General features: G+C 72.6%; 20 protein-coding genes and 1 riboswitch. Of the genes, 12 read left to right on the top strand and 8 right to left on the bottom strand.

All coding sequences use genetic code 11. The annotated features are described in order from the left end of the window. The 3 genes from JOE35_RS12520 (at window position 1) to JOE35_RS12510 (ending at window position 3431) form a co-directional block, all read left to right on the top strand. Complete coding sequence (locus JOE35_RS12520) at window positions 1-1677, top strand: ABC transporter ATP-binding protein (RefSeq protein WP_209561340.1); 1677 nt, start codon at window positions 1-3, stop codon at window positions 1675-1677. Between the two features lie 75 nt (window positions 1678-1752). Next, window positions 1753-2508, top strand: coding sequence for a GntR family transcriptional regulator (locus JOE35_RS12515; protein WP_307803075.1), 756 nt, complete (start codon window positions 1753-1755; stop codon window positions 2506-2508). Continuing rightward, window positions 2505-3431 (top strand): acetamidase/formamidase family protein, encoded by a 927-nt coding sequence (locus tag JOE35_RS12510; protein ID WP_209561338.1) that lies wholly within the window; start codon window positions 2505-2507, stop codon window positions 3429-3431. Before JOE35_RS12515 ends, JOE35_RS12510 begins: the two co-directional genes overlap by 4 nt. A gap of 17 nt (window positions 3432-3448) precedes the next feature. On the opposite strand, the gene JOE35_RS12505 is transcribed toward JOE35_RS12510, so the two are convergent. The 6 genes from JOE35_RS12505 to JOE35_RS12480 form a co-directional block, all read right to left on the bottom strand. Beyond that, complete coding sequence (locus JOE35_RS12505; protein WP_307803074.1) at window positions 3449-4927, bottom strand: hypothetical protein; 1479 nt, start codon at window positions 4925-4927, stop codon at window positions 3449-3451. A gap of 31 nt (window positions 4928-4958) precedes the next feature. Further along, complete coding sequence (locus JOE35_RS12500; protein ID WP_209561337.1) at window positions 4959-5825, bottom strand: ABC transporter permease; 867 nt, start codon at window positions 5823-5825, stop codon at window positions 4959-4961. Continuing rightward, window positions 5812-6780: an ATP-binding cassette domain-containing protein gene (locus JOE35_RS12495; RefSeq protein WP_307803073.1), complete on the bottom strand. Its 969-nt coding sequence runs from the start codon at window positions 6778-6780 to the stop codon at window positions 5812-5814. The genes JOE35_RS12500 and JOE35_RS12495 overlap by 14 nt, the downstream gene beginning before the upstream one ends. A gap of 30 nt (window positions 6781-6810) precedes the next feature. Continuing rightward, entirely contained in the window at window positions 6811-7950 is a 1140-nt protein-coding gene (locus tag JOE35_RS12490) for a DUF2092 domain-containing protein (protein WP_209561335.1), read from the bottom strand. Between the two features lie 213 nt (window positions 7951-8163). After that, window positions 8164-8508, bottom strand: coding sequence for an antibiotic biosynthesis monooxygenase (locus tag JOE35_RS12485; protein ID WP_209561334.1), 345 nt, complete (start codon window positions 8506-8508; stop codon window positions 8164-8166). 44 nt (window positions 8509-8552) lie between these two features. After that, complete coding sequence (locus tag JOE35_RS12480; protein WP_209561333.1) at window positions 8553-9035, bottom strand: FBP domain-containing protein; 483 nt, start codon at window positions 9033-9035, stop codon at window positions 8553-8555. On the opposite strand from JOE35_RS12480, the gene JOE35_RS12475 reads away from it, so the two are divergent. After that, complete coding sequence (locus tag JOE35_RS12475; protein WP_245186109.1) at window positions 9010-9933, top strand: putative protein N(5)-glutamine methyltransferase; 924 nt, start codon at window positions 9010-9012, stop codon at window positions 9931-9933. The two genes, JOE35_RS12480 and JOE35_RS12475, sit on opposite strands and share 26 nt — an antisense overlap. 15 nt (window positions 9934-9948) lie before the next feature. Here JOE35_RS12475 and JOE35_RS12470 read toward each other — a convergent pair whose 3' ends face one another. Then, window positions 9949-10380, bottom strand: a complete 432-nt coding sequence (locus JOE35_RS12470; protein WP_209561332.1) for a hypothetical protein — start codon at window positions 10378-10380, stop codon at window positions 9949-9951. Window positions 10381-10491: 111 nt separating this feature from the next. On the opposite strand from JOE35_RS12470, the gene JOE35_RS12465 reads away from it, so the two are divergent. The 4 genes from JOE35_RS12465 (at window position 10492) to gcvP (ending at window position 16161) form a co-directional block, all read left to right on the top strand. Next, complete coding sequence (locus JOE35_RS12465; RefSeq protein ID WP_209561331.1) at window positions 10492-10947, top strand: SseB family protein; 456 nt, start codon at window positions 10492-10494, stop codon at window positions 10945-10947. 144 nt (window positions 10948-11091) lie between these two features. Further along, window positions 11092-11196: riboswitch (glycine riboswitch) on the top strand. 231 nt (window positions 11197-11427) lie between these two features. Continuing rightward, window positions 11428-12756, top strand: a complete 1329-nt coding sequence (gene gcvT, locus JOE35_RS12460) for a glycine cleavage system aminomethyltransferase GcvT (protein ID WP_209561330.1) — start codon at window positions 11428-11430, stop codon at window positions 12754-12756. A gap of 97 nt (window positions 12757-12853) precedes the next feature. Next, complete coding sequence (gene gcvH / locus JOE35_RS12455; protein ID WP_123548114.1) at window positions 12854-13231, top strand: glycine cleavage system protein GcvH; 378 nt, start codon at window positions 12854-12856, stop codon at window positions 13229-13231. Next, entirely contained in the window at window positions 13228-16161 is a 2934-nt protein-coding gene (gene gcvP / locus JOE35_RS12450; protein ID WP_209561329.1) for an aminomethyl-transferring glycine dehydrogenase, read from the top strand. Before gcvH ends, gcvP begins: the two co-directional genes overlap by 4 nt. Before the next feature lie 316 nt (window positions 16162-16477). On the opposite strand, the gene JOE35_RS12445 is transcribed toward gcvP, so the two are convergent. Continuing rightward, on the bottom strand, window positions 16478-17209 hold the full coding sequence (locus tag JOE35_RS12445) for a CPBP family intramembrane glutamic endopeptidase (RefSeq protein ID WP_307803146.1): 732 nt from the start codon (window positions 17207-17209) through the stop codon (window positions 16478-16480). Between the two features lie 379 nt (window positions 17210-17588). Between JOE35_RS12445 and JOE35_RS12440 the strand changes: the two genes are divergently transcribed. The 4 genes from JOE35_RS12440 (at window position 17589) to JOE35_RS12425 (ending at window position 22985) form a co-directional block, all read left to right on the top strand. After that, window positions 17589-19211: an ABC transporter substrate-binding protein gene (locus JOE35_RS12440; RefSeq protein WP_209561327.1), complete on the top strand. Its 1623-nt coding sequence runs from the start codon at window positions 17589-17591 to the stop codon at window positions 19209-19211. Between the two features lie 144 nt (window positions 19212-19355). After that, on the top strand, window positions 19356-20285 hold the full coding sequence (locus JOE35_RS12435) for an ABC transporter permease (protein WP_209561326.1): 930 nt from the start codon (window positions 19356-19358) through the stop codon (window positions 20283-20285). Further along, a complete protein-coding gene (locus JOE35_RS12430) occupies window positions 20275-21231 on the top strand; it encodes an ABC transporter permease (protein ID WP_209561325.1) in 957 nt (318 codons plus the stop codon). The genes JOE35_RS12435 and JOE35_RS12430 overlap by 11 nt, the downstream gene beginning before the upstream one ends. Then, the gene (locus JOE35_RS12425; protein ID WP_209561324.1) at window positions 21228-22985 is read left to right on the top strand and encodes an ABC transporter ATP-binding protein; all 1758 of its coding nucleotides are present in this window, start codon (window positions 21228-21230) and stop codon (window positions 22983-22985) included. The genes JOE35_RS12430 and JOE35_RS12425 overlap by 4 nt, the downstream gene beginning before the upstream one ends. The last annotated feature ends 37 nt before the right edge of the window (window positions 22986-23022 follow it).

Below are 23022 nucleotides of genomic sequence, written 5' to 3'. Positions count from 1 at the left end.
ATGACGACCGGTGCGGAGACGCAGGGCACGAGCCCGACGACGAACGCGGCCGACGCCCCCCTGCTCGCCGTCCGCGGCCTGCGGGTCGCGTTCGGCGACCGTGACGTCGTGCACGGCGTCGACCTGGACGTCGCCCGCGGCGAGCGGGTCGCGATCGTCGGCCAGTCCGGCTCGGGCAAGTCGACCGTCGTCGCCGCGGTGCTGCAGCTGCTGCCGGGTGCCGGGCACGTCACCGGCGGCACCGTCCACCTCGGCGGCGACGAGCTGACCGGTGCCGGCGAGGCGCGGATGCGCTCCGTGCGCGGCGCCCGCATCGGCCTCGTGCCGCAGGACCCGTCGACGAACCTCAACCCCTCGATGACCGTCGGGGCGCAGATCGCCGACGCCCTGCGTGCGGGCGGCGCGCGCGGCCGTTCCGCCGTCGGCCGACGCGTCGTCGAGCTGATGACCGAGGCAGGCATCCCCGAGGCCGAGCGACGGGCGGGCCAGTACCCGCACGAGTTCTCGGGCGGCATGCGCCAGCGCGTCCTGATCGCCGTGGCCCTCGCCCGCGACCCCGAGCTGCTCATCGCCGACGAGCCGACCAGCGCGCTCGACGTGACGGTGCAGCGCCAGATCCTCGACCACCTGCAGACGCTCGTCGACGCGCACGGCACCTCCCTGCTCTTCATCACGCACGACCTCGGCGTCGCGGCCGACCGGACCGACCGGATCGTCGTCATGCTCGACGGCCGCGTCGTCGAGCAGGGCACGCCGCGGCAGATCCTGCTCGACCCGCAGCACGAGTACACGAAGCGCCTCGTGGCGGCTGCGCCGACCGTGGCCGCCGCCGCGGCGCTCCGGGCCGAGGAGCCCGTCGGCGACGGGCAGCAGGGGGCCGAGGAGGCGCGGGCCGACCCGATCCTGGTCGTGACGGACCTCGTGAAGGAGTACCGCCTCCGGGGCCGTCGGGGCGAGACCGTCCGGGCCGTGGACGGCATCTCGTTCGAGGTGCCCCGCGGCACGACCACCGCGGTCGTCGGCGAGTCGGGCTCCGGAAAGACGACTCTGTCGCGCATCGTGCTGGGGATCGAGCCGGCCACGTCAGGCACGGCGCTGATCGACGGCGAGGGCATCACCGCCAGCCGGGGCGCCGCCCGTCGCGCCCTGCGGCGCCGCGTGCAGCCCGTGTTCCAGGACCCGTACGGCTCGCTCGACCCCACCTACAGCGTCGAGCGGCTGATCGACGAGCCGCTGCGGATCTTCGGGGTCGGCGACCGCGCAGGCCGTCGCGCCCGCGTCGCGGAGCTACTCGACCAGGTGGCCCTGCCGCGCTCGGTCGCGCAGAGCCGGCCGAACGAGCTGTCGGGCGGCCAGCGCCAGCGCGTCGCCATCGCCAGGGCGCTCGCTCTCGAGCCAGAGCTGCTGATCTGCGACGAGGCCGTCTCGGCCCTCGACGTGCTCGTGCAGGAGCAGATCCTCGAGCTGCTGGCGGAGCTGCAGGGCCGGCTCGGCCTCAGCTACCTGTTCATCACGCACGACCTCGCCGTGGTGCGCCAGATCGCCCATAGTGTGGTGGTGATGCGACGCGGTCGCATCGTCGAGCGGGGCAGCGTCGACGACGTGTTCCTCGCCCCGACGGACGAGTACACCCACCACCTCCTAGGAGCGATCCCCGGTGCCAGCCTCGCTGTCTGAGCGACCCCGTCGTGCGGGCCGCGGCCCGTCCCGTCGTGTCTCGCAGTGCTCCGCCCCGTCCACCAGGGGGCACGCGTGCTGAGCGTCGTCGACGCCGTGCGAGCGGACATCGTCCAGGGCGTGCTGCAGCCGGGCACGCGCATCACGGAGGCGGCGCTCGCCGAGCGCTACGGCGTCTCGCGGGTGCCGGTGCGCGAGGCGCTCCGCGGTCTCGAGGCCGAGGGCTTCGTCGAGTCCCGGCCGAACGTCGGGTCGCGCGTGGCCGAGATCCCGTTCGACGAGGCCGACGACCTGTTCGCCGTCCGTGAGGCGCTCGAGATCTCGACCGCGCGGCGTGCCGCGGGCCGGGCCAGGGCGCGCTTCAGCAGCGGGGGCGACGAGGGTGCCGGCGGTGCCGGCGGCGGAGGCGGCGGCGCAGACGCGGACGACGACTGGCGGCGCGTGCGGCGGTCGCTCGAGCAGCTGCTCGACGAGGGCGACGACGCCGTCGCCCGGGACGACCTCGACCGGCTGGTCGACCTGAACGAGCGGTTCCACATCGGCATCGCCGAGCTCAGCCGCAGCAGCACGCTCGCGACGCTGCTGCGGCAGCTGTCGCGCAAGATCGAGTGGCTCTACGCCCTCGACGAGTTCTCCCGCGGCAAGCGGCTCTGGCCCGACCACAGGGTCATCCTCGCCGCGATCGACGCGGGCGACGCCGAGCGGGCGGCCGAGCTGATGGGGCGGCACGTGCGGGAGTCGCGCGTCGGGTACCTGGGCCGGACGGCCCCGGCCGAGGTCGTCGAGCAGCTCCGTGCCGCGCCCGTGCCCGCCGCCGGCGGTGCCGCGTGACACGGCACCGGCTCGACCCGAGCACGGAGACGACGAACGACGTCTACTCCCGCGACCACGCTCCCGTGCTCACCGTCGACCCCGGCGACGAGCTCGTCGTCGGCTCCCTCGACGCCTCAGGGCACCTCGAGCGCCAGCGGACGCCCGGCGAGGTGCGGCCTCGTCTGTTCCCCGAGGCGCGGGGCCACGCGCTCACCGGCCCCGTCGCGGTCCGGGGCGCGCGCCCCGGCCAGATGCTCGGCGTCACCTTCGTCGACCTGCGGCCGGGGGAGTGGGGCTGGACGGTCGCAGGCGGCCGCGAGACGCCGGTCACGACGCGGCTCGGCCTGGCCGACGTCCCGCCCGCCTGGCTGCTCTGGGAGATCGACGCCGATGCCGGCGTCGCCACCGAGAGTCGGGGGCTCACCGTGCCGACCGCGCCGTTCCTCGGCGTGACGGGCGTGGCGCCGGCCGAGCCGGGCGAGCACTCCACGACGCCGCCGCGCACGACGGCGGGCGGCAACGTCGACTGCCGCGAGCTCGTGGCCGGGTCGACCCTGTGGCTGCCGGTGCAGGTCGACGACGCGCTCCTGTACCTCGGCGACGGCCACGCGGCCCAGGGCGACGGCGAGGTCGGCGGCACGGCGATCGAGTGCCCGATGACGACGGAGGTGCGGATCGACCTGGTCGACGAGCGCCCGCTCTCGAGCGTGCACGCCGAGACCCCCGCGGGGCGGATCACGTTCGGCTTCGACGCCGACCTCGACGTGGCGACGGGCGACGCCCTCGACGCGATGGTCACGTGGCTCGCGGCCCTGCTCTCCGTCGACAGAGCGACCGCCCTCGCCTTCGCGAGCGCGGTCGTCGACCTGCGCGTCACCCAGGTGGCGAACCAGACCTGGGGCGTGCACGCGCTGCTGCCGACGGGCGCGCTCGGCCTCTGAGACCGGCGGGGCGCCTCCTACTGGTAGGTCACGAGGTCGGGCACCGGCGACACCTCGGTCATCGTCTGCTCGGGCGTGAGCATCGGCTCGTCCTCGTCGTAGAAGTTCTTCCAGCCCCAGGCGACCGCGGGCGCACCGTCGTGCAGAGCCCGCCAGGTGGCCTGCTTGTCGGGCTGGGAGCCCTGGCCGTCGACGTGCACGAGGGTCGTGAGCTCGGGGCGGCTCAGTTCGATCGCCGCGCGGTCGCGCAGCATGCTCGACCGGAACTGGTGCAGCACGAACAACTTCGGCGGCAGCGAGTGCGCGTCGACGAGGTCGGCCAGCCAGGTGGAGACCCCGTTCACCTCGGCGGCGTCGACGCCGCCGATCTGCCGGAGCGGCACCTGGTCCGGTGCGAGGCGCCACTCGGGGTCGAGGGCGAGACCGACGTTCGGCTCGGTGAGCAGCGACTCGTACCGGCGGGCCTGCGTCAGGAAGTCCGTGCGGCCGGGCTGCAGGTCGAGCACGACGTACTGCCCGGCGGCGGCCGCGGCCTCGACGTACGGGCGCAGGCGCTCGGGGTCGAGCTCGTTCGAGTAGTCGCCGTCCGGCCCCGCGTCGCCCGCCGCCACCGTCGCGATCAGCTCGAGCATCGGCACCACGGGCCGGTCCGACGACGCCTGGTAGCTCGCGGCCGTCTCGGCGGCGCGCTGCACGGTGGCGGCGACGTCCTGCTCGCCGAGCACGCCGAGTGCCGAGGTCCCCGGGGCTCCGTAGAGGGCGACGAAGCGCCGGTCGGGGAAGAACCGCTGCCCGCCGCCCGGCAGCTCGGCACCCGACCGTGCGGCGGCGACCGACCAGTCGAGGTGGCCGACACCGGCGAACGCGGACCCGACGACCAGGGTGCCGTCCGCCTCGGAGGCGCCCATCGCGCTCACGACGGACGCGTCCTGCTGCAGGTCGGTCACGCCCTCGGGCAGCGCCAGCAGCTCGGCACCCGCCGCCCGTGCGGTCGCCGAGGCCGCGGCGTCGTCCGTGCCGGACACGACGACGAGTGTGGACGAGTCGGCGTCGCGCGCCGGGGGGACCTCGACGTCGGCGGCCGGTGCGGCCTCCGTCCCGGCGATCGCGGGCAGGTCGTCACCCACCGTGGCGACGGTGTCGGCGCCGAGCCGGTCGACCTCGGCGGCGACCAGGCCGGCCGCGTCGAGCTCACCCGCGTCGAGCAGCACAGGGACACCGAGTCGCTCGCCCTGCTGCGCAGCCTCGGCGACGGCGTCGGGGTCGTCGCCCGGGGCGAGCACGACGACCGGCGCGCTGCTCCACAGGGCGCGACTGGTCTCGACGGCCCTCTCGGCTGCGGTGCCCGAGGCAGCGGTCGCGACCGCCGCCTCCGGCGTGGCGACCGTGAGCTCGACCGGCTCGGGCTCGGGCGCGGACGCCGTGCACGCGGTGACGGTCAGCAGGGCGCCGGCGGCGAGCACGGCGGCAGGGAGGAGGCGTCGTCGGGAGATCACCGATCCACGGTAGACCGACGTGCGCCCTGCCTCAGCTCAGGACGTCCTTCGTGGTGAAGCGGCCGAGCGCCAGCGCGCCGAAGACGGCGATGTATCCCGCCTGGAGCAGGGCGTTGTCCGCGAAGTTGCTCCACGAGATCGGATCACGCAAGAGATCGGCGAAGCCCAGCCAGTAGTGGGTGAACAGCCACGGGTCGAGGAAGTCGAGCTGCGGCAGCGCGTCGACGATCTGCGCCACGGTCGAGAGGACGATCGTCGCGGCCATGGCGCCCACCGGCACGCTGGTGAGCGTCGAGGCGAAGAGCCCGATCGCGCTCAGCCCCAGCAGCGAGATCGTCACGTAGAGGGCCATCAGCACCATGCGGCCCGCGTAGTCGCCCAGGCCGATCGTCTGGCCCGACAGCAAGGTGACCGGCCCGATCGGGAAGAGGGCGGCGCCCGCGATGGCCCCCACCACGACCACGACGAGCGTGCCGACGAGGCAGAACAGGGCGGCGCCCGCGTACTTCACGAGCAGGAGGCGCACCCGGCCCACCGGGGTCACGAGCAGGTACCGCAGGGTGCCGAGGCTCGCCTCGCCCGCGATCGTGTCGCCCGCGACGACGCCCACCGTCAGCGGCAGGAAGAGCGGGATCGCGACCGTGAGGGCCGTGAGCGAGACGAACAGGCCGTTCTGCGTGATGTCCCCGAGGAACGCGGGACCGCGGCCTCCCTCGCCCGCGTCGTCGGTCGTCACACGGACGGCGACGGCGAGCAGGATCGGGATCAGCGCGAGAGCAGCCAACAGGGCGATGGTCCGCACACGGCGGAAGAGGACGACGACCTCGCTGCCGAGCAGCGCAAGGCCCGAGCCGCGACGCTCCTGGACCTCGGTCGAGTTCGGCTCAGCCGGCGACATCGAAGCCCTCCCCGGTCAGGTCGACGAAGCGGTCCTCGAGGCTCGCGCCCGACACCTCGAAACCACGGACCCGGACGTCGGCGCCGACGAGCGCCGCGACGATCGCCTCTGGCGCGAGGCCCTCGATCGTCAGGTCGGCCTCGACGTGCGCCCCCTCCGCCGGGGCGGAGCCGGTCGAGGGCGACTCGTCGGGCACGAGCCCCAGCCGGACGAGCACGTCGCGGGCGAGGTCGGGATCGGGAGTGAGCAGCCGCACCCGGTGCGTGCCGAGCGACCGGAGGTCGTCGAGCGTGCCCTGCGTGAGCAGTCGCCCCGCGCTCATCACGCCGATGTGGGTGCACATCTGCTCGACCTCGGCCAGCAGGTGGCTCGACACCAGCACGGTCGTCCCGTCGTCGGCGAGCGAGCGGATCAGGCCCCGCACCTCCCTCGTGCCCTGCGGGTCGAGGCCGTTGCTCGGCTCGTCCAGCACGAGCAGGTCGCGCGGCATCAGCAGGGCGTTGGCGATGCCGAGGCGCTGCTTCATGCCGAGGGAGTAGGCGTGGGCCTTCTTGTCGGCGGCGTGCCCGAGGCCGACCCTGTCGAGCGCAGCCGCGACGCGGGCCTTCCGGGTGCCGCCGGGAGCCCGACGGTCGCCGGAGTCGAGGCGCATCAGGTTCGCGCGCCCGGAGAGGAAGGGGTAGAACGCCGGCCCCTCGACCAGCGCGCCGACGCGAGGCAGCACGTCGCGGGCCCGGTCGGGCATCGCGCCGCCGAGCACCCGGATCGAGCCGCTCGTCGCGCTCGTGAGGCCGAGCAGCATGCGGATCGTCGTCGTCTTGCCGGAGCCGTTCGGGCCGAGGAAGCCGTAGACGCTGCCCCGTGGCACCGCGAGGTCGAGCTCGGACACTGCCTGCTGGCGTCCGAAGGTCTTGCCGAGGCCGGTGGTCTGGACGGCGAGGCCGTCGTCCAGCACCGGATCAGCCCCGGGGGTCACTGGCGGCGATCACTGCGCGGCGACGGCTGCCTGGAGGGCGTCCGCGTCGACGGCGCCCGCCCAGACGCGACCGTCGTCGCCGACGAACACGGAGACGAGCGAGGTCTGCAGCACCTTGCCGCCGTCGACCGGGGTGAGCACCTGGTCGAGCAGGGCCGAGCTTTCGTCAGCGGCGTCACCGGTCGGTGCCGAGGCACCTGCGGCGGCAGCGGAGGGGGCGAGGCCGACGATCGTGCTCCAGCCAGAGCCGAGCACGGTCTTCTCCGTCGCCTGGCCGTCGGCGTGATGCGTCCGAGCGTCGTCGCCCGTGGGCGCGGGGACCTCGGTCACGTCTGCGCCCGCGGGCGGCGTGAAGGCGAAGACGTCGGAGGAGGGGGCGCTGAAGTCGACGGAGGTGAAGCCGACCGAGACGGCCGGGTCGGACTGCCCCTTCGCGGCGACGACGACCTTGAGGGGAACGCCCGTCTCGGAGTCGACGGTCAGCGTCGCGCTGCCGACGAGCGTCGCCGGGTCGTCGGGCGTGAGGACCACCTGGTACGCGGTGCGGCCGGCGACCTTCACGTTGTCGGTCGCGGTGACGGTCGTGGTGGGCTCGACGGCGGCGAGGAGGGCCGAGGCGAGCTCGGCCGGGGTCTGCGGCACGGCGGTGCCGTCGGGCAGGGCGGTGGGGACCTCGGCGCCGCTCGCGTCCGGCAGCGTCAGGTGCGACGCCTCCTTCGACTCGGAGTCCCAGGTCCAGACGCTGTCGCCGTCGCGCACGACGTCGCGCTCGGCCAGGTCCTCGACGACCTGGACGCGCTGCTTGTCCGTGCCGTCGACGAAGACCTTTGCGGTGTGGCTGCCGGTCAGCAGCTCGAGGGCGTCGCTCGTAGCGTCCCCGCCGCTGCCGCCCTGGCCCTGGAAGCTCGACACGTCAGGCAGGCCCAGGTCGCTCGTCTGCTCGACCGTTCCCGAGAAGGAGGCGCCGGAGCTCGACGCGGCCAGCTCGAGGACCTGCTGGGGAGTCTTCTCGGGCAGCACCACCTCGGCGTTCGCGGCCATGGACGGCACGACGATGCCGACGGCCACGACGGCGGCCGGGACCACGAGGGCGGGGATCCACCGTGCGGACCTCGATCGCGTCGAGGGGGTGCGTGCTGCCTTGTCCATGCTGTCCTGTGCCTCTCGTGGCGGCTCGGGGCGGGTCGCGACTGGACGGCAGGCTACGCGCCGACCCTGGAGACCACTGGGAACCCGGGCCGGCGTCGCTCGACGTCGAGCGACGTCGGCCCGCCCGGCGAGACACCCCGAACTGGACGATGCACCCCGACATGTCGGGGTGCATCGTCCACTCGGGGGTGCGAGGCGCGCGCCCGGGTCAGCTCAGAGGTCGACGACCTCGAACTCGAGCAGGTCGGCGCCGGTGGCGACGGGACGGCGGGGCGCCTCGGCACCCTCGCTGCCCTGGCCCGCCGCCGCGCCGTGGCCCGCAGGAGGCCCGGCGTGCGCGGCGGCCGCGCCGTTCGCCTGCCAGTCCTGGAACGACTGCTCGTCGGCCCAGGTGGTCACGACGAAGTAGCGGGCGTCGCCCGACACGGGACGCAGCAGCTGGAAGCCCTCGAAGCCGGGAGCGCCGTCGACCGAGTGCTTGCGGGCGGCGAAGCGCGACTCGAGCTCGGAGCCCGAGCCCTCGGGGACGTGGATGGCGTTGATCTTGACGACGGACATGGTGCTGCTCGCTCTCGTTCGTGGGGGAGGTGCAGGAGGCCCGGTCAGGCGGCCTTCATCACGGTCGCGGTGAAGCCCTGCACACGCTCGGCGAGGCCGGAGGCACGCCGCTCGATCTGCTCGGGCGGGTTCAGGTGCGGAGGCGCGACCCTGATCAGCAGCGAGCAGGCGAGGTCCTCGCAGATGTAGGTGCCGACCGTGTCGCCGTTGGCACCCGCGTCGCCTGCCTTGGGCGCGCTGAAGAGGCGCACCTGCGTCGCTGGCTGAGGCGAGTGGCAGAGCGAGCACATGGCGGCGATGCCGGGTCGCAGCGACGAGCCGGACGACCGGACGACGAGCCCGACCGGGCGGTCGTCCATCCAGTGCACGATGTAGCCGCGCTGGTGGGCCTGCGGGTCGCGCCAGCCCAGGAACTCGCGGTCGTCCCAGAGCATCTCGTGCAGTCCGGGGATGGGGAGCCGGTCGAGGTCGCCCGGCAGGGCGTTCACGAACGACTCACGGATGTCGGTCTCGGTCAGCGGCTTCATGATCGAGGCGAGCCTACGCGCCGCCGCCGACAGCGCGTCGGGACCGCGCCGGGAGCGCGTCGCCGCGGGACGCGGCCCCTACGCTGGCCCCGTGGTCGAGACGGCGGGGCACGGCGCGAGGGCGTCCGACGAGGAGGCGGTGGTCGCGCGCCTGAGGGCGGCCGGCTGCGTCTTCGCGGAGGACGAGGCGCGCCTCCTGCTCGAGACCGCGGCAGGACCCGAGCTCGAGGCGCTCGTCGCCCGGCGCACGGCCGGCGAGCCGCTCGAGCAGGTGCTCGGCTGGGCGGCCTTCGACGGGCTCCGCCTCGTCGTCGAGCCGGGCGTCTTCGTCCCGCGCCGGCGCACGGAGCTCCTCGTGCGGCTCGCCGACGCGGCGCTCGCCTCCGGCACGGCTCCCGTCGTCGTCGAGCTCTGCTGCGGCGTGGGCGCCGTCGCCACGGCCCTGCTGCGTCGCCGTCCGCGGCTCGAGGTGGTGGCCGCCGACCTCGACCCCGTCGCCGTGCGCTGCGCCCGCCGCAACCTCGGCGACCGGGCGACGGTCGTCGGCGGCGACCTCTTCGCCGAGCTGCCGTCGCGGCTGCGCGGCCGGGTCAGCGTGCTCGTCGCGAACGCGCCCTACGTCCCCACGGCGGCCATCGCGACGATGCCGCCCGAGGCACGCGTGCACGAGTCCCCGCTCGCCCTCGACGGCGGCGACGACGGTCTCGACCTGCACCGCCGCATCGCGGCTGAGGCAGGGGAGTGGCTCTCGCCGACGGGGACGCTGCTGATCGAGACGAGCGAGCGCCAGGCCGAGGCCACGGCCGCCCTCTTCGCGGCGGCGGGCCTCGTCACGTCGGTCGAGCGCGACGACGACCTCGACGCGACCGCCGTGCGCGCGACGCGACCGCTCGCCTGATCCGGGGCGACGGGCCTAGATGTCGACCGGCGAGACGAGGTCGACCACGGGCGACTCCGGCGTCCCCGAGATCTGGCAGGTGAACGCCGCCTCGACCCTGCCGTCGGCGAGGTGACCGAACCGCACCTCGGCGACCGCGCCCGAGTCCGAGTCGCGCACGTCCGCCTCCTCGTAGGCCCAGACGTCGTCGAGCGGGGGCAGGTCGGGGTACTCCGCCCTGACCGCGGCGACGCAGGCGTCCCAGGCGGGAGGGGCCTCGTGCGCCTCTGCCGTCGACGGCGCGGGGGGAGTCGTCGTGGGCAGCGGCGTCGCGGTCGCGTCCGGCCCCGTCGTCGTCACGACGCTCGGCGAGGCGGCGCCGGGCTCGGCGTCCGTGCCGGCGCAGCCCGCGAGCAGCAGCGTGACGGCGAGGGCGGCGGTGACCAGCGAGGCGGTCTTGGTGGGCACGGAGCGCTCCAGGATGACGGGACGGGCGCTGGCGGGTCGCCGGCGGAGGTCGAGGACGCTCAGACTAACCGCACGGAGGCGCCACGGAGGTCGAGGGTGCAAGCTGGTTCGATGACCGCTACAGAGAACCGCGAACCGACCGCCCTCGAGCAGGCCATCAGGAAGGGACAGGCAGGAGAGGGCGACATGAACGCCGTCCTCGCCGAGTTCGTCAACGCGCAGGTCGTCGTGGCGACCGCCGTCGACGCCCAGGACAGCCTGAACGACCTGCAGCCGGTGCTGTTCGACCGAGAGGGCACGCCCATGTTGGCCGCCTTCACCCACTCCGACATGATCGGCGAGCAGGTCAAGGGCGTCGCCGAGTACCAGGCCACGATCCCCGCGGCCGAGCTCGTCCAGGCGATCCCGGCGCAGACCGGGCTCGTCGTGAACCCCGGCAACAGCGAGGGCTTCGAGATGCTCCCCGAGGGCGTCGCCCAGTTGGCCAACGACGTGCGCGAGCTCGTCGCCGCGCACCAGGCCGCCGGTTCGCCCGAGCCCGGGCAGCCCGCGCAGCCTGCCTCCTAGGCGCACAGGCCTCGCCGCCGAGCAGGCCAGGACCACCAGGACGCCCCGACCGTGACCACTGCCGGGGCGTTCGTCGTCTCGACCCGAAACACCGCTGACACACGCCCGCTGTAGGGTGAGCGCCACAACAGAACACCGGGCCACGAACACGTCGCGGGAGAGCCCCGGAGCGCACGATGCTGCGCCGCCGGGCACCGAAGGAGCAAGCTCCCCGCCAATCTCTCAGGTACCGCGTACCGCGACGGACTGGCCACTCTGAAAAGCAGGGGGCACCTGCAGGCGCGCGAGCGTCGCCGGCACCGCCTCCTCGCCCACGGTGAAAGTCGGCCTTCGCGGCCGACGAAGCTCTCAGGCCCATGACAGAGGGGGTGCACGACCACGGCTCCGCCGTGCCGTGCGCGTCCCCGTCGTGCAGGTGCTGCACGACGCCGATCCCGGCCGAGTCACCTGGTGCCGGGCCGTCCACCCAGGAGTCCGCAGATGTCCGACGCATCCTCGAACCTGCCCGCCGCCCCCGGCCCCGACGACGCCGAGCACGGTGTTGCTGAACAGCCTGACGCCGCCGACGTGCGTGACGCTGTCGGCCCCGACACCACGACCGGCGACCTGCCGCTCGCCGACGACGGCACCGAGGGCGTCGCGACCGCCGACGGTGCGCCCCTCGACCTCGTCGACGCGGTGGACGCGGAGGCCGTCGCCGACGAGCAGGAGGAGCGGCTCAGCCCCCTCCACGACGTCCACGTCGCCGCCGGCGCCAGCTTCACCGACTTCGCCGGCTGGCAGATGCCGGTCCGCTACAGCTCCGACCTGGCCGAGCACCACGCGGTGCGCACCGCCGCCGGGCTGTTCGACCTGTCGCACATGGCCGAGATCGCCGTCGTCGGGCCCGACGCCGGGGCGTTCCTCGACGCGGCGCTCGCGGGCACCCTCTCGACCATCGCGGTCGGCCGGGCGAAGTACTCGCTGCTTCTCAGCCCCGAGGGCGGCATCGTCGACGACCTCGTCGTCTACCGCCTCGACGAGCACGACTACCTCGTCGTCGCCAACGCCTCGAACCGCGACGCCGCGTTCGGCGCCCTCGCGAGCCGGGCGCACGGCTTCGACGTCACGGTCGACGACGAGAGCGACGACACCGCGCTCATCGCGATCCAGGGCCCCGCGGCCGAGGGTGTGCTCGACGAGCTCGTCACCGCCGACCGGCTGCAGCCCGACGCGCCCCTGTCGACGCTGCGCTACTACCGCGTGCTCCAGGGCACCTTCGACGACGCCCCCGTGCTGATCGCCCGCACCGGCTACACGGGAGAAGACGGCTTCGAGCTCTACCTCGCGCCCGAGCTCGCACCCGAGCTGTGGGGCGCCCTGGCCGAGGCGGGCGGCCCGCGCGGCCTCGTCCCCGCCGGGCTGGCCAGCCGCGACACCCTCCGGCTCGAGGCCGGGATGCCGCTCTACGGCCACGAGCTCGGCCTCGAGGTCCGCCCCGCCCAGGCCGGCCTCGGCCGCGTGGTCGACACCTCGAAGGAGTTCGTGGGCAAGGCGGGCGTCGAGCCTGCCCCCGACGCCCGTGTGCTCGTCGGCCTCACGCTCGAGGGCCGCCGTGCCGCACGGGCCGGCTACGCGGTCGTCACCGACGACGGCACCGTCGTCGGCGAGGTCACGAGCGGCGCCCTGTCGCCCACCCTCGGCCACCCCGTCGCCATGGCGTTCGTCGACCCCGAGGTCGTCGACCGCGGCCCCGCGCTGGCCGTCGACGTCCGCGGCACCGCGATCCCCGCGTCCGTCGTGTCGCTGCCGTTCTACAAGCGTTCCTGACCTGCTCCCGCACGACCGCCTCCTCGACCCTCCTCCCCCCAGCCGAAGCTCCAGCCGTCGCCTCCTCGGCGCCCCTGCCTCCTCGAAAGGACCGGCCATGACCGATCTCACCGCCCTGCAGTACACCTCCGAGCACGAGTGGCTGCTCATCGACGGCGACACCGCCACCGTCGGCATCACCGACTACGCCGCCGAGAAGCTCGGCGACGTCGTCTACGTCGACCTGCCCGCCGAGGGCACCGAGGTCGAGACCGGCAAGGTCGTCGGCGAGATCGAGTCGACCAAGTCGGTCGGCGAGCTCTACGCCCCCGCGCTCGGCACCGTGCTCGAGGCGAACCAGGCCGTCGTCGACAGCCCCGACCTCGTCAACAGCGACCCGTTCGGCGAGGGCTGGCTGATCAAGATCACCCTGTCGAGCACCGACGGCCTGTCCCTCCTCTCGCGCGACGAGTACGTCGCCCTCACCGCCGAATGAGCGACGCGCAGGGGTCCGTCTTCGGCGACTGGTCCGACCGGGCCGCCACCGGCTTCGTCGACCGCCACGTCGGCACCACCGCCGCCGACCAGGCGGCCATGCTCGAGCTGCTCGGGCACGACAGCGTCGAGTCGCTCGTCCGTGCCGCCGTGCCGGACAGCATCCACGCCGAGCCCGTCGACGCCTCGGTGCTGCCGGCGCCGATCGGCGAGAAGGAGGCGCTGGCCGAGCTCCGTGCGCTCGCCGACCGCGGCCGCCCCTCGCGCAGCATGATCGGGCTCGGCTACTACGACACCGTCACGCCCGCCGTGATCCAGCGCAACGTGCTCGAGAACCCCAGCTGGTACACGGCCTACACGCCGTACCAGCCCGAGATCTCGCAGGGCCGGCTCGAGGCGCTGATCAACTTCCAGACCATGGTCTCCGAGCTGACCGGCCTCACCACCGCCAACGCGTCGATGCTCGACGAGGGCACCGCCGTCGTCGAGGGCATGCTGCTCGCCCGTCGTGCCTCGAAGGCACGCACCGACGTCTTCGTCGTCGACTCCGACGCCCTGCCGCAGACGAAGGCCCTGCTCGCGGGGCGCGCCGAGGCCGTGGGCATCGAGCTCGTCGAGCTCGAGCTCTCGAGCGTCGATCCCGCCGAGATCCCCGACGCCTTCGGGGTCTTCGTGCAGTACCCGGGTGCCTCCGGCTGCGTCTGGGACCCGGAGGCGGTCGTCGCCGCCGTCCACGCCGCCGGCGGCCTCGCGGTCGTCGCCGCCGACCTGCTCGCGATGACCCTGCTCCGCCCGCCCGGCGAGTTCGGGGCGGACGTCGCCGTCGGCACGAGCCAGCGCTTCGGCGTGCCGATGGGCTTCGGCGGCCCGCACGCCGGCTACATGGCCGTCCGCACGGGGCTCGAGCGCCAGCTGCCCGGCCGTCTCGTCGGCGTCTCGCAGGACGTGGAGGGCCACCCGGCCTACCGCCTCAGCCTGCAGACCCGCGAGCAGCACATCCGCCGCGAGAAGGCGACGTCGAACATCTGCACCGCCCAGGTGCTGCTCGCCGTGATGGCCTCGATGTACGCGGTCTACCACGGCCCGTGGGGCCTCCGGCACATCGCGTCCCGCGTCCACGCGCACGCGGCCGACCTCGCGGCCGCCGTGCGCGCGAGCGACCTCGAGCTCGAGAGCGACGTGTTCTTCGACACGCTCCAGGTCTTCGTGCCCGGACGGGCGGACGAGATCGTCCGGACCGCGCACGACCGCGGCTACCTGCTCTGGGCCGTCGACGAGGACTGCATCCGGCTGTCGCTCGACGAGACCACGACGCGCGACGACGTCGAGGCGGTGGCAGCTGTGCTCGGCGTCCCGCTGCAGGCCGCGCCGTCCGTCGACGAGCGCGACGAGGTGCTGCCCGAGGGCCTCCGCCGCACCTCCGACTACCTGACGCACCCGGTCTTCCGCACGCACCGCAGCGAGACCAGCATGATGCGCTACCTGAAGCACCTCGCCGACAAGGACTACGCGCTCGACCGCGGCATGATCCCGCTCGGCAGCTGCACGATGAAGCTCAACGCGGCGACCGAGATGGCGGCCGTGACCTGGCCGGAGTTCGCGGCCGTGCACCCCTTCGCGCCGGCCTCCGACGTCGAGGGCTACCTCGAGATGATCGGCCAGCTCGAGGGCTGGCTGGCGGAGGTCACCGGCTACGACACCGTCTCGCTGCAGCCGAACGCCGGCAGCCAGGGCGAGCTCGCGGGCCTGCTCGCGATCCGCGGCTTCCACCTCGCGGCGGGCGACACGGCCCGTACCGTGTGCCTCATCCCTCAGAGCGCGCACGGCACGAACGCCGCCAGCGCGGTGCTCGCGGGCATGCGCGTGGTCGTCGTCGCCTGCAACGAGCAGGGCGACGTCGACCTCGGCGACCTGCGGGCGAAGGTCGAGCAGCACCGTGACGAGCTCGCGGCGCTGATGATCACGTACCCGTCGACGCACGGCGTCTACGAGCACGACATCCGCGAGGTGACCGACGCCGTCCACGCGGCCGGCGGCCAGGTGTACGTCGACGGCGCGAACCTCAACGCGCTGCTCGGCTTCGCCCGGTTCGGCGACTTCGGCGGCGACGTCTCGCACCTGAACCTGCACAAGACGTTCTGCATCCCGCACGGAGGCGGCGGTCCCGGTGTCGGACCGGTGGCGGCCAAGGCCCACCTCGCCCCGTACCTGCCGGGCCACCCCCTGGCGCAGCAGGCCGACCGCCGCACGGGCGCCTCGCCCGCCGCGGCAGGCGAGCGACTCGCCCACGCGGGCGTGCCCGTGTCGAGCGCGCCCTACGGGTCGCCGAGCATCCTGCCGATCAGCTGGGCGTACGTCCGCATGATGGGCACAGAGGGCCTCGCCGCGGCGACCGGCGCCGCGGTGCTCTCGGCCAACTACGTCGCGGCGCGGCTGCGCGACCACTTCCCGGTGCTCTACGCAGGCGAGAACGGGCTCGTCGCGCACGAGTGCATCCTCGACCTGCGACCGCTCCGCGACGCCACCGGCGTGACCGTCGACGACGTGGCCAAGCGCCTCATCGACTACGGGTTCCACTCGCCGACGATGTCGTTCCCGGTCGCGGGCACGCTGATGGTCGAGCCGACCGAGAGCGAGGACCTCGCCGAGATCGACCGCTTCGTCGACGCGATGATCGCCATCGCCGGCGAGGCCGCCGACGTGGCGTCGGGCCGCTTCACCGCCGAGTCGAGCCCCCTTCGAGGTGCACCCCACACGGCCGAGTCCGTCATCTCGGGGGAGTGGACCCGCGAGTACAGCCGCGACGAGGCGGTCTACCCGGTGCGCACGCTCGTGCGCGGCAAGTACTGGCCGCCGGTCCGCCGCATCGACCAGGCCTGGGGCGACCGCAACCTGTTCTGCGCCTGCCCGCCGGTCGAGGCCTTCGCCTAGGCACGGGAGCGGGGCGCCGTCCGGCTGCTGATCCCGTCAGCGGCCAGGCGGCGCCCCCGTGGTCTCCGCGGGTGCCGGTCCCCGAGCGGCGCGGAGGGCGCTCGCGTGACGGGGACCGTCCCGAGCGGCACCCGGGAGACGATCGAGGTGGTGCGTGTGGAACTGGCACGACGCCTCGCGCCGCACCGACCATGAGACGCGTCCCCCGGACGGGTGTCAAGGGGGAGTGCGTGCCTGCGACGAGGTCGCAACGGATCCGCGTCGGGCTGGCCGCCTGGCCGGGGTCGGCCAGGTGCCGTGGCCGTGGAGGCGCCTCCTAGGAGGGCAGGCCGAAGGCGGCCGGGAACGTCGTCGCGGCCCACGGGTAGCCGACGAACACGGCCGCGTCCATCAGGAGGTGCGCGACGACGAGCGGCAGCACCCGGCCGGTCCGCGTGTAGAGCCAGCCGAAGACCAGCCCCATCACGACGTTGCCGACGAAGGCGCCGAAGCCCTGGTACAGGTGGTAGCTGCCGCGCAGCAGCGCTGCCGCGACGATGATCGGCCAGGTGCGCCAGCCCAGGTCGCGCAGCCGGGCGAAGAGGTAGGCGACGACGATGACCTCCTCGGTCACGCCCGCCCGCAGCGCCGAGAGCAGCAGCACGGGCACCGTCCACCACTCGGCCGCGAGGTCGGTCGGCACCACGGTCACGGTCAGGTCGAGGGCCTTGCCGACGAGGTAGAGCCCGATGCCCGGGATGCCGATGGCGAGGGCCAGCCCTGCGCCGCCGAGCACGTCGCGGCCGGCGCGCGAGAAGTCGACCCCGAGGCGGCCGAGGTGCGGGCGGGCCTCGTTCCAGAGCAGGTACGCCACGAGCGCCACGGGCACGAGGTCGACGGCGATGCCGACCAGCTGGTAGATCAGGTCGAAGACGGGGCGGTCGCTGAGCGAGGAGTTCAGCGTCGCCGTCTGCTGCGACAGCGCCTCGTCCCGGGTCAGCCGGTTGGCGATCGACAGCACCGAGTAGACGGCCGAGGCGCCGAGCGACAGGCCGAGCACGATCGCGATCTCGACCCGGAGGCGCGCCCTGCCGGTTCGGACCCGTCCCGTGTCGAGGGGGCCGGCCCCGCCGTCCCGTGGCGTAGGCGCCGGCGTTGGCGGTAGCGTGTCGTCTCTGTCGCTCACGCGCCGATCGTACGGGACGCCCTGGTCGGCTGCGGATGATACCCGGCAGCTGTCTGATTTCTCGCAGCGGATCCTTGCGCCTCCGGCGGCTGCCGCGCAACGGATCGACTGCTGACGCAAAGAAACGGCGAGTTGGTTTCCGTCGTGTAACCGTTCTCCCAGGGGTTTGGAGATGGCTGAGTGCGGTGCTTAGGGTGACTGCATCCAACGCGGCGAGGCTCATGGGGGCCCCGCCGCGTCCTTTCCCGCATCAGGAGGAACATTGAAGAAGACGCGCATGGGCCTCGGGGCCATCGCCGTCGTGGGGACGGCAGCACTCGTCCTCACGGGCTGCGCCAGCGGTGGGGACTCGGGCGACAGCGGCTCGGGCGACTCCAGTGCCATCATCACCACCAACGGCAACGAGCCTCAGAACCCGCTCGTCCCCTCGAACACCACCGAGGTCGGCGGCGGCAAGATCATCGACTCCGTGTTCGCGGGCCTCGTCTCGTACAACGCCGACGGCGAGTCCGAGATGGACGCCGCCGAGTCGATCGAGTCCGACGACAACCAGCTCTGGACGATCACGCTCAAGGACGGCCAGACCTTCACCGATGGCACGCCGGTCACGTCCGAGTCGTTCACGAAGGCCTGGAACTGGGCCGCTCAGGTCTCCAACGCCCAGAGCGCCTCGTACTTCTTCGACAACATCGCGGGCTACGACGCCGAGGCCGACAGCGACCTCCAGCTCGAGGTCGTCAGCGACACCGAGTTCACGGTCGAGCTGTCCGCGCCCGCCGCCGACTGGCCCCTCCGCCTCGGCTACTCGGCCTTCTCGCCGCTGCCCGAGTCGTTCTACGACGACGTCGACGCCTTCGGCGAGAACCCCGTCGGCAACGGCCCGTACATGCTCGAGAGCGAAGGCGCCTGGACCCACAACCAGGACATCAAGCTCGTCACGAACCCCGACTACGACGGTCCGCGCAAGCCCGTCAACGGCGGCCTGACGATCACGTTCTACACCACGCAGGACGCGGCCTACGCCGACGCCCTGTCGGGCAACCTCGACATCCTCGACCAGGTGCCGGACGCCCAGTTCGCCTCCTACCAGAGCGACTTCGCGGACCGTTACGTGAACCAGCCCGCGGCGATCTTCCAGTCGTTCACCATCCCGCAGTACCTCGAGCACTTCGACGGCACGACGGAGGAGGGCAAGCTGCGCCGCCAGGCCATCTCGCTCTCGATCAACCGCGACGACATCACCGACGTCATCTTCCAGGGCACCCGCACCCCGGCGAAGGACTTCACGTCGCCGGTCATCGACGGCTACTCGGACGACCTCGAGGGCTCGGACGTCCTGACGTACGACGCCGACAAGGCCAAGGAGCTGTGGGCCGAGGCCGACGCCATCTCGCCCTACGGCGACACGACGTTCACCCTCGCCTACAACGCCGACGGCGGCCACCAGAACTGGGTCGACGCCGCGACGAACAGCATCTCCGACACGCTCGGAATCAAGGCGGAGGGCCAGTCCTACCCGACCTTCGCCGAGCTGCTCGACGACGAGGACAACGACGCCATGACCGGCGCCTTCCGCTCCGGATGGCAGGCCGACTACCCCTCGCTGTACAACTTCCTCTCGCCGCTGTACCAGACCGGTGCCGGCTCGAACTACGGCCGCTACACCAGCACCGAGTTCGACGGCCTGCTCGCCGAGGGCGCCGCGGCGTCCTCGCCCGAGGACGCGACCGCCGACTTCCAGCAGGCACAGGAGGTCCTCTTCCAGGACCTGCCCGTCGTCCCGCTGTGGTACTCGAACGTCACGGGCGTCTGGGCCGACACGGTCGACAACGTGGAGTTCGGCTGGAACTCGGTGCCCCTCTTCTACGAGGTCACCAAGGGCTAGCAGCACCGAGAGCGGCGTAGCCTCTCTCCTCGTCCCCGGGGGGTCCGGGCAGGTCATCCTGTCCCGGGCCCCCCGAAGGGCGTCCACCTCCTTCCTCCACACGATTGCGACATCCATGCACGCGCAGAAATCCGAGGCGGCCTGATGCTCTGGTACACCGGCCGGCGCCTCCTCCAGCTGATCCCCGTCTTCTTCGGGGCGACGTTCCTCATCTACTTCATGGTCTTCGCCCTGCCGGGCGACCCCGTGGCGGCGCTCTTCGGCGAGAAGCAGCCGAGCCCGGCGGTCATCGAGGCCATCCGCGCCCAGTACAACCTCGACCAGCCGTTCATCGTGCAGTACCTGCTCTACATCGGCGGGCTGTTCACGGGTGACCTCGGCACGACCTTCTCCGGTCGTCCGGTCATCGACGAGCTGGTCCGGGCGTTCCCGATCACCTTCCGTCTCGCGATGCTGGCCCTCCTCTTCGAGGCCGTCGCCGGCATCCTGGTCGGCCTCGTCGCCGGCCTGCGCAAGGGCAAGGTCTTCGACAACAGCGCGCTGGTCGTGTCCCTGCTGCTCATCTCGGTGCCGACGTTCGTCATCGGCTTCGTGCTGCAGTACGTGTTCGGCATCCAGCTCGGCCTCTTCCGCACCACCGTGAGCTCGCAGGCTCCGTGGAACGAGCTCGTCCTGCCCGCCATCGTGCTGGCGTCCGTGTCGTTCGCCTACATCGTGAGGCTCACCCGCGCCTCCGTGTCCGAGAACATGAGCGCCGACTTCGTCCGCACGGCAACGGCCAAGGGCCTGTCCCGCCGCCGTGTCGTGGGCGTGCACATCCTGCGCAACTCGCTGGTCCCGGTCATCACCTACCTGGGCGTCGACATCGGCTCGCTCATGGTCGGCGCGATCGTCACCGAGGGCATCTTCAACATCCAGGGCGTGGGAGGCACGGTCTACCGGGCCATCCAGCTCGGCGAGGGCCCGACCGTCGTGTCGTTCGTCGCCGTGATGGTCATCATCTTCATGCTGGCCAACCTGCTCGTGGACCTGCTCTACGCCGTTCTCGACCCGAGGATCCGCTATGCCAAGTAACCCGACCCCCGGCCTCTCGCCCGACCACTACGTCGCGCCGCTCGAGGACACCCCGCTCAAGGCCGTCGACGCCGTCGACGAGTCGGAGAAGCCCCGCTCGAGCTGGAACGACGCGTGGGACGCGATGAAGACCCGCCCGCTGTTCTGGATCTCCGCGGTGCTGATCCTGCTCGTCATCGTCGTCGCGGTGTTCCCGCAGCTGTTCACGTCGACGTCCCCGACGTCGGGCGCGAACCTCCGCTCGAGCAACGGCGGCCCCGAGGCAGGTCACCCGATGGGCTTCACCCTGCAGGGCCTCGACGTCTACGCCCGGGTGATCTACGGCACCCGCGCCTCCCTGACCGTCGGCCTCCTCGCCACGGTCATCGTGACGATCGTCGGCATCGTGATCGGCTCGCTCGCCGGCTACTACGGCGGCTGGCTCGACGCGATCGTCTCGCGCATCGGCGACATCTTCTTCGCCATCCCCACCGTGCTCGGCGCGATCGTGCTCATGTCGGTGCTGCCCTCGCGCACGCCGCTGACCGTCGCCCTCGTGCTGTCGCTGTTCGCCTGGCCACAGATCGCGCGCATCATGCGCGGCTCGGTGCTCGGCGCGAAGAGCAGCGACTACGTGATGGCGTCGACGGCGCTCGGCGTCTCGCGGTTCCGCATCCTCCTGCGCCACGTCGTGCCGAACGCGATCACCCCGGTGATCGTCGTCGCCACCGTGTCGCTCGGCACGTTCATCGTGGCCGAGGCCACGCTGTCGTTCCTCGGCATCGGCCTGCCCAGCGGGGTCATGTCCTGGGGCAACGACATCGACGCCGCCCGGTCGTCCCTGCGGGTCGCCCCGATGCCGCTGATCTGGCCGGCCGCCGCGCTGAGCGTGACGGTGCTGTCGTTCCTGATGATGGGCGACGTCGTGCGCGACGCCCTCGACCCGAAGGCGAGGGCCCGTCGATGAGCGACACCTCCACCCGACCCGCCCAGGCGTCCACCGCCTCCGGCGCGACCCCCCTGCTCGAGATCAAGGGCCTGAAGATCGGCTTCCGCACGCAGTCCGGCTACGTCGACGCCGTCCGCGGCGTGGACTTCACCATGATGCCGGGCGAGCGCCTCGCGATCGTGGGCGAGTCGGGCTCGGGCAAGTCGACCACCGCGACCTCGATCATCGACCTGCTGCCCGGCACCGGCGAGGTCACGGGCGGTCAGATCCTCTTCGAGGGCAAGGACCTCACGAAGGCCTCCGCCGCCGAGATGCAGGCGATCCGCGGTCGCGACATCGGCTACGTCCCGCAGGACCCGATGTCGAACCTCAACCCCGTGTGGAGCATCGGCTTCCAGGTCGAGGAGGCGATCCGTGCGAACGGCGTCGCCACGGGCAAGCAGGCGGTGCGGCAGCGAGCGATCGAGGTGCTGCAGGAGGCAGGGCTCGGCGACGCCGACCAGCGCCTCAAGCAGTTCCCCCACCAGTTCTCGGGCGGCATGCGCCAGCGCGTGCTGATCGGCATCGGCCTCTCGTCGCACCCGAAGCTGCTCATCGCCGACGAGCCGACCTCGGCCCTCGACGTGACCGTGCAGCGGCGCATCCTCGATCACCTCGAGACGCTGACGCGCGACTACGGCACCTCGGTGCTCTTCATCACGCACGACCTCGGCCTGGCGGCCGAGCGTGCCGAGAAGCTCGTGGTCATGTACAAGGGCCGCGTGGTCGAGTCCGGTCCCTCGAAGGAGATCCTGGCCAACCCCCAGCACCCCTACACGAAGCGCCTCGTGGCGGCGGCGCCGAGCCTCGCCAGCCGTCGGATCCAGTCGACGATCGAGCCCACGCACAGCCACGCGGGCGAGGTCAGCGACGAGGGCGCGGACGACGCCGACCTGATCGCCCGTGCCCGTCAGCGCGAGGAGCTCGGCCGCACGAACGCCGAGTTCATCAAGGTCGAGAACCTCTCGAAGGTCTACGCGATCCGCCAGGGCGGCTTCAAGACCACCGAGCTGCGGGCCGTCGACGACGTCTCGTTCTCGATCCCGCGCGGCACGACGACGGCTCTCGTCGGCGAGTCGGGCTCGGGCAAGTCGACCGTGGCCAAGCTGGTGCTGCAGCTCGAGGGCATCACCTCGGGCACCGTGAAGATCGACGGCCAGAGCGTCGGGGCGCTGAAGGGCTCGGAGCTCTTCGGGTTCCGTCGCCGCGTGCAGCCGGTCTTCCAGGACCCGTACGGCTCGCTCGACCCGATGTACAGCGTCGGCAACACGATCGCCGAACCGCTCGTCACGCACGGCATCGGCGACCACAAGAGCCGTCAGGCCCGTGTGCACGAGCTGCTGAAACAGGTGTCGCTGCCCGTCTCGATGGTCAACCGCTACCCGGGCGAGCTCTCGGGCGGGCAGCGTCAGCGCATCGCCGTGGCGAGGGCGCTCGCGCTCAAGCCCGACGTGATCGTGCTCGACGAGGCCGTCTCGGCCCTCGACGTGCTCGTGCAGGGGCAGGTGCTCGACCTGCTCACCGACCTGCAGACCGAGCTGGGCCTGACGTACCTCTTCATCACGCACGACCTCGCGGTCGTCCGGCTCATCGCCGACAACGTCTGCGTCATGCAGAAGGGCCGCATCGTCGAGTCGGGCACCACCGACGAGATCTTCGCGAACCCGTCGCAGCAGTACACCCGCGAGCTGCTCGAGGCCATCCCGGGCGCGCAGTTCGAGTTCGGCCGCTGAGCCGCTGACACCCGGGCAGCCCGCCCGTGAGGGGGCC

This window comes from Frigoribacterium sp. PvP032, assembly GCF_017833035.1.
Lineage (GTDB): Bacteria > Actinomycetota > Actinomycetes > Actinomycetales > Microbacteriaceae > Frigoribacterium.
The sequence above is the reverse complement of the archived record's forward strand: the minus strand, read 5'-3'. Positions and strand labels throughout refer to the sequence as shown.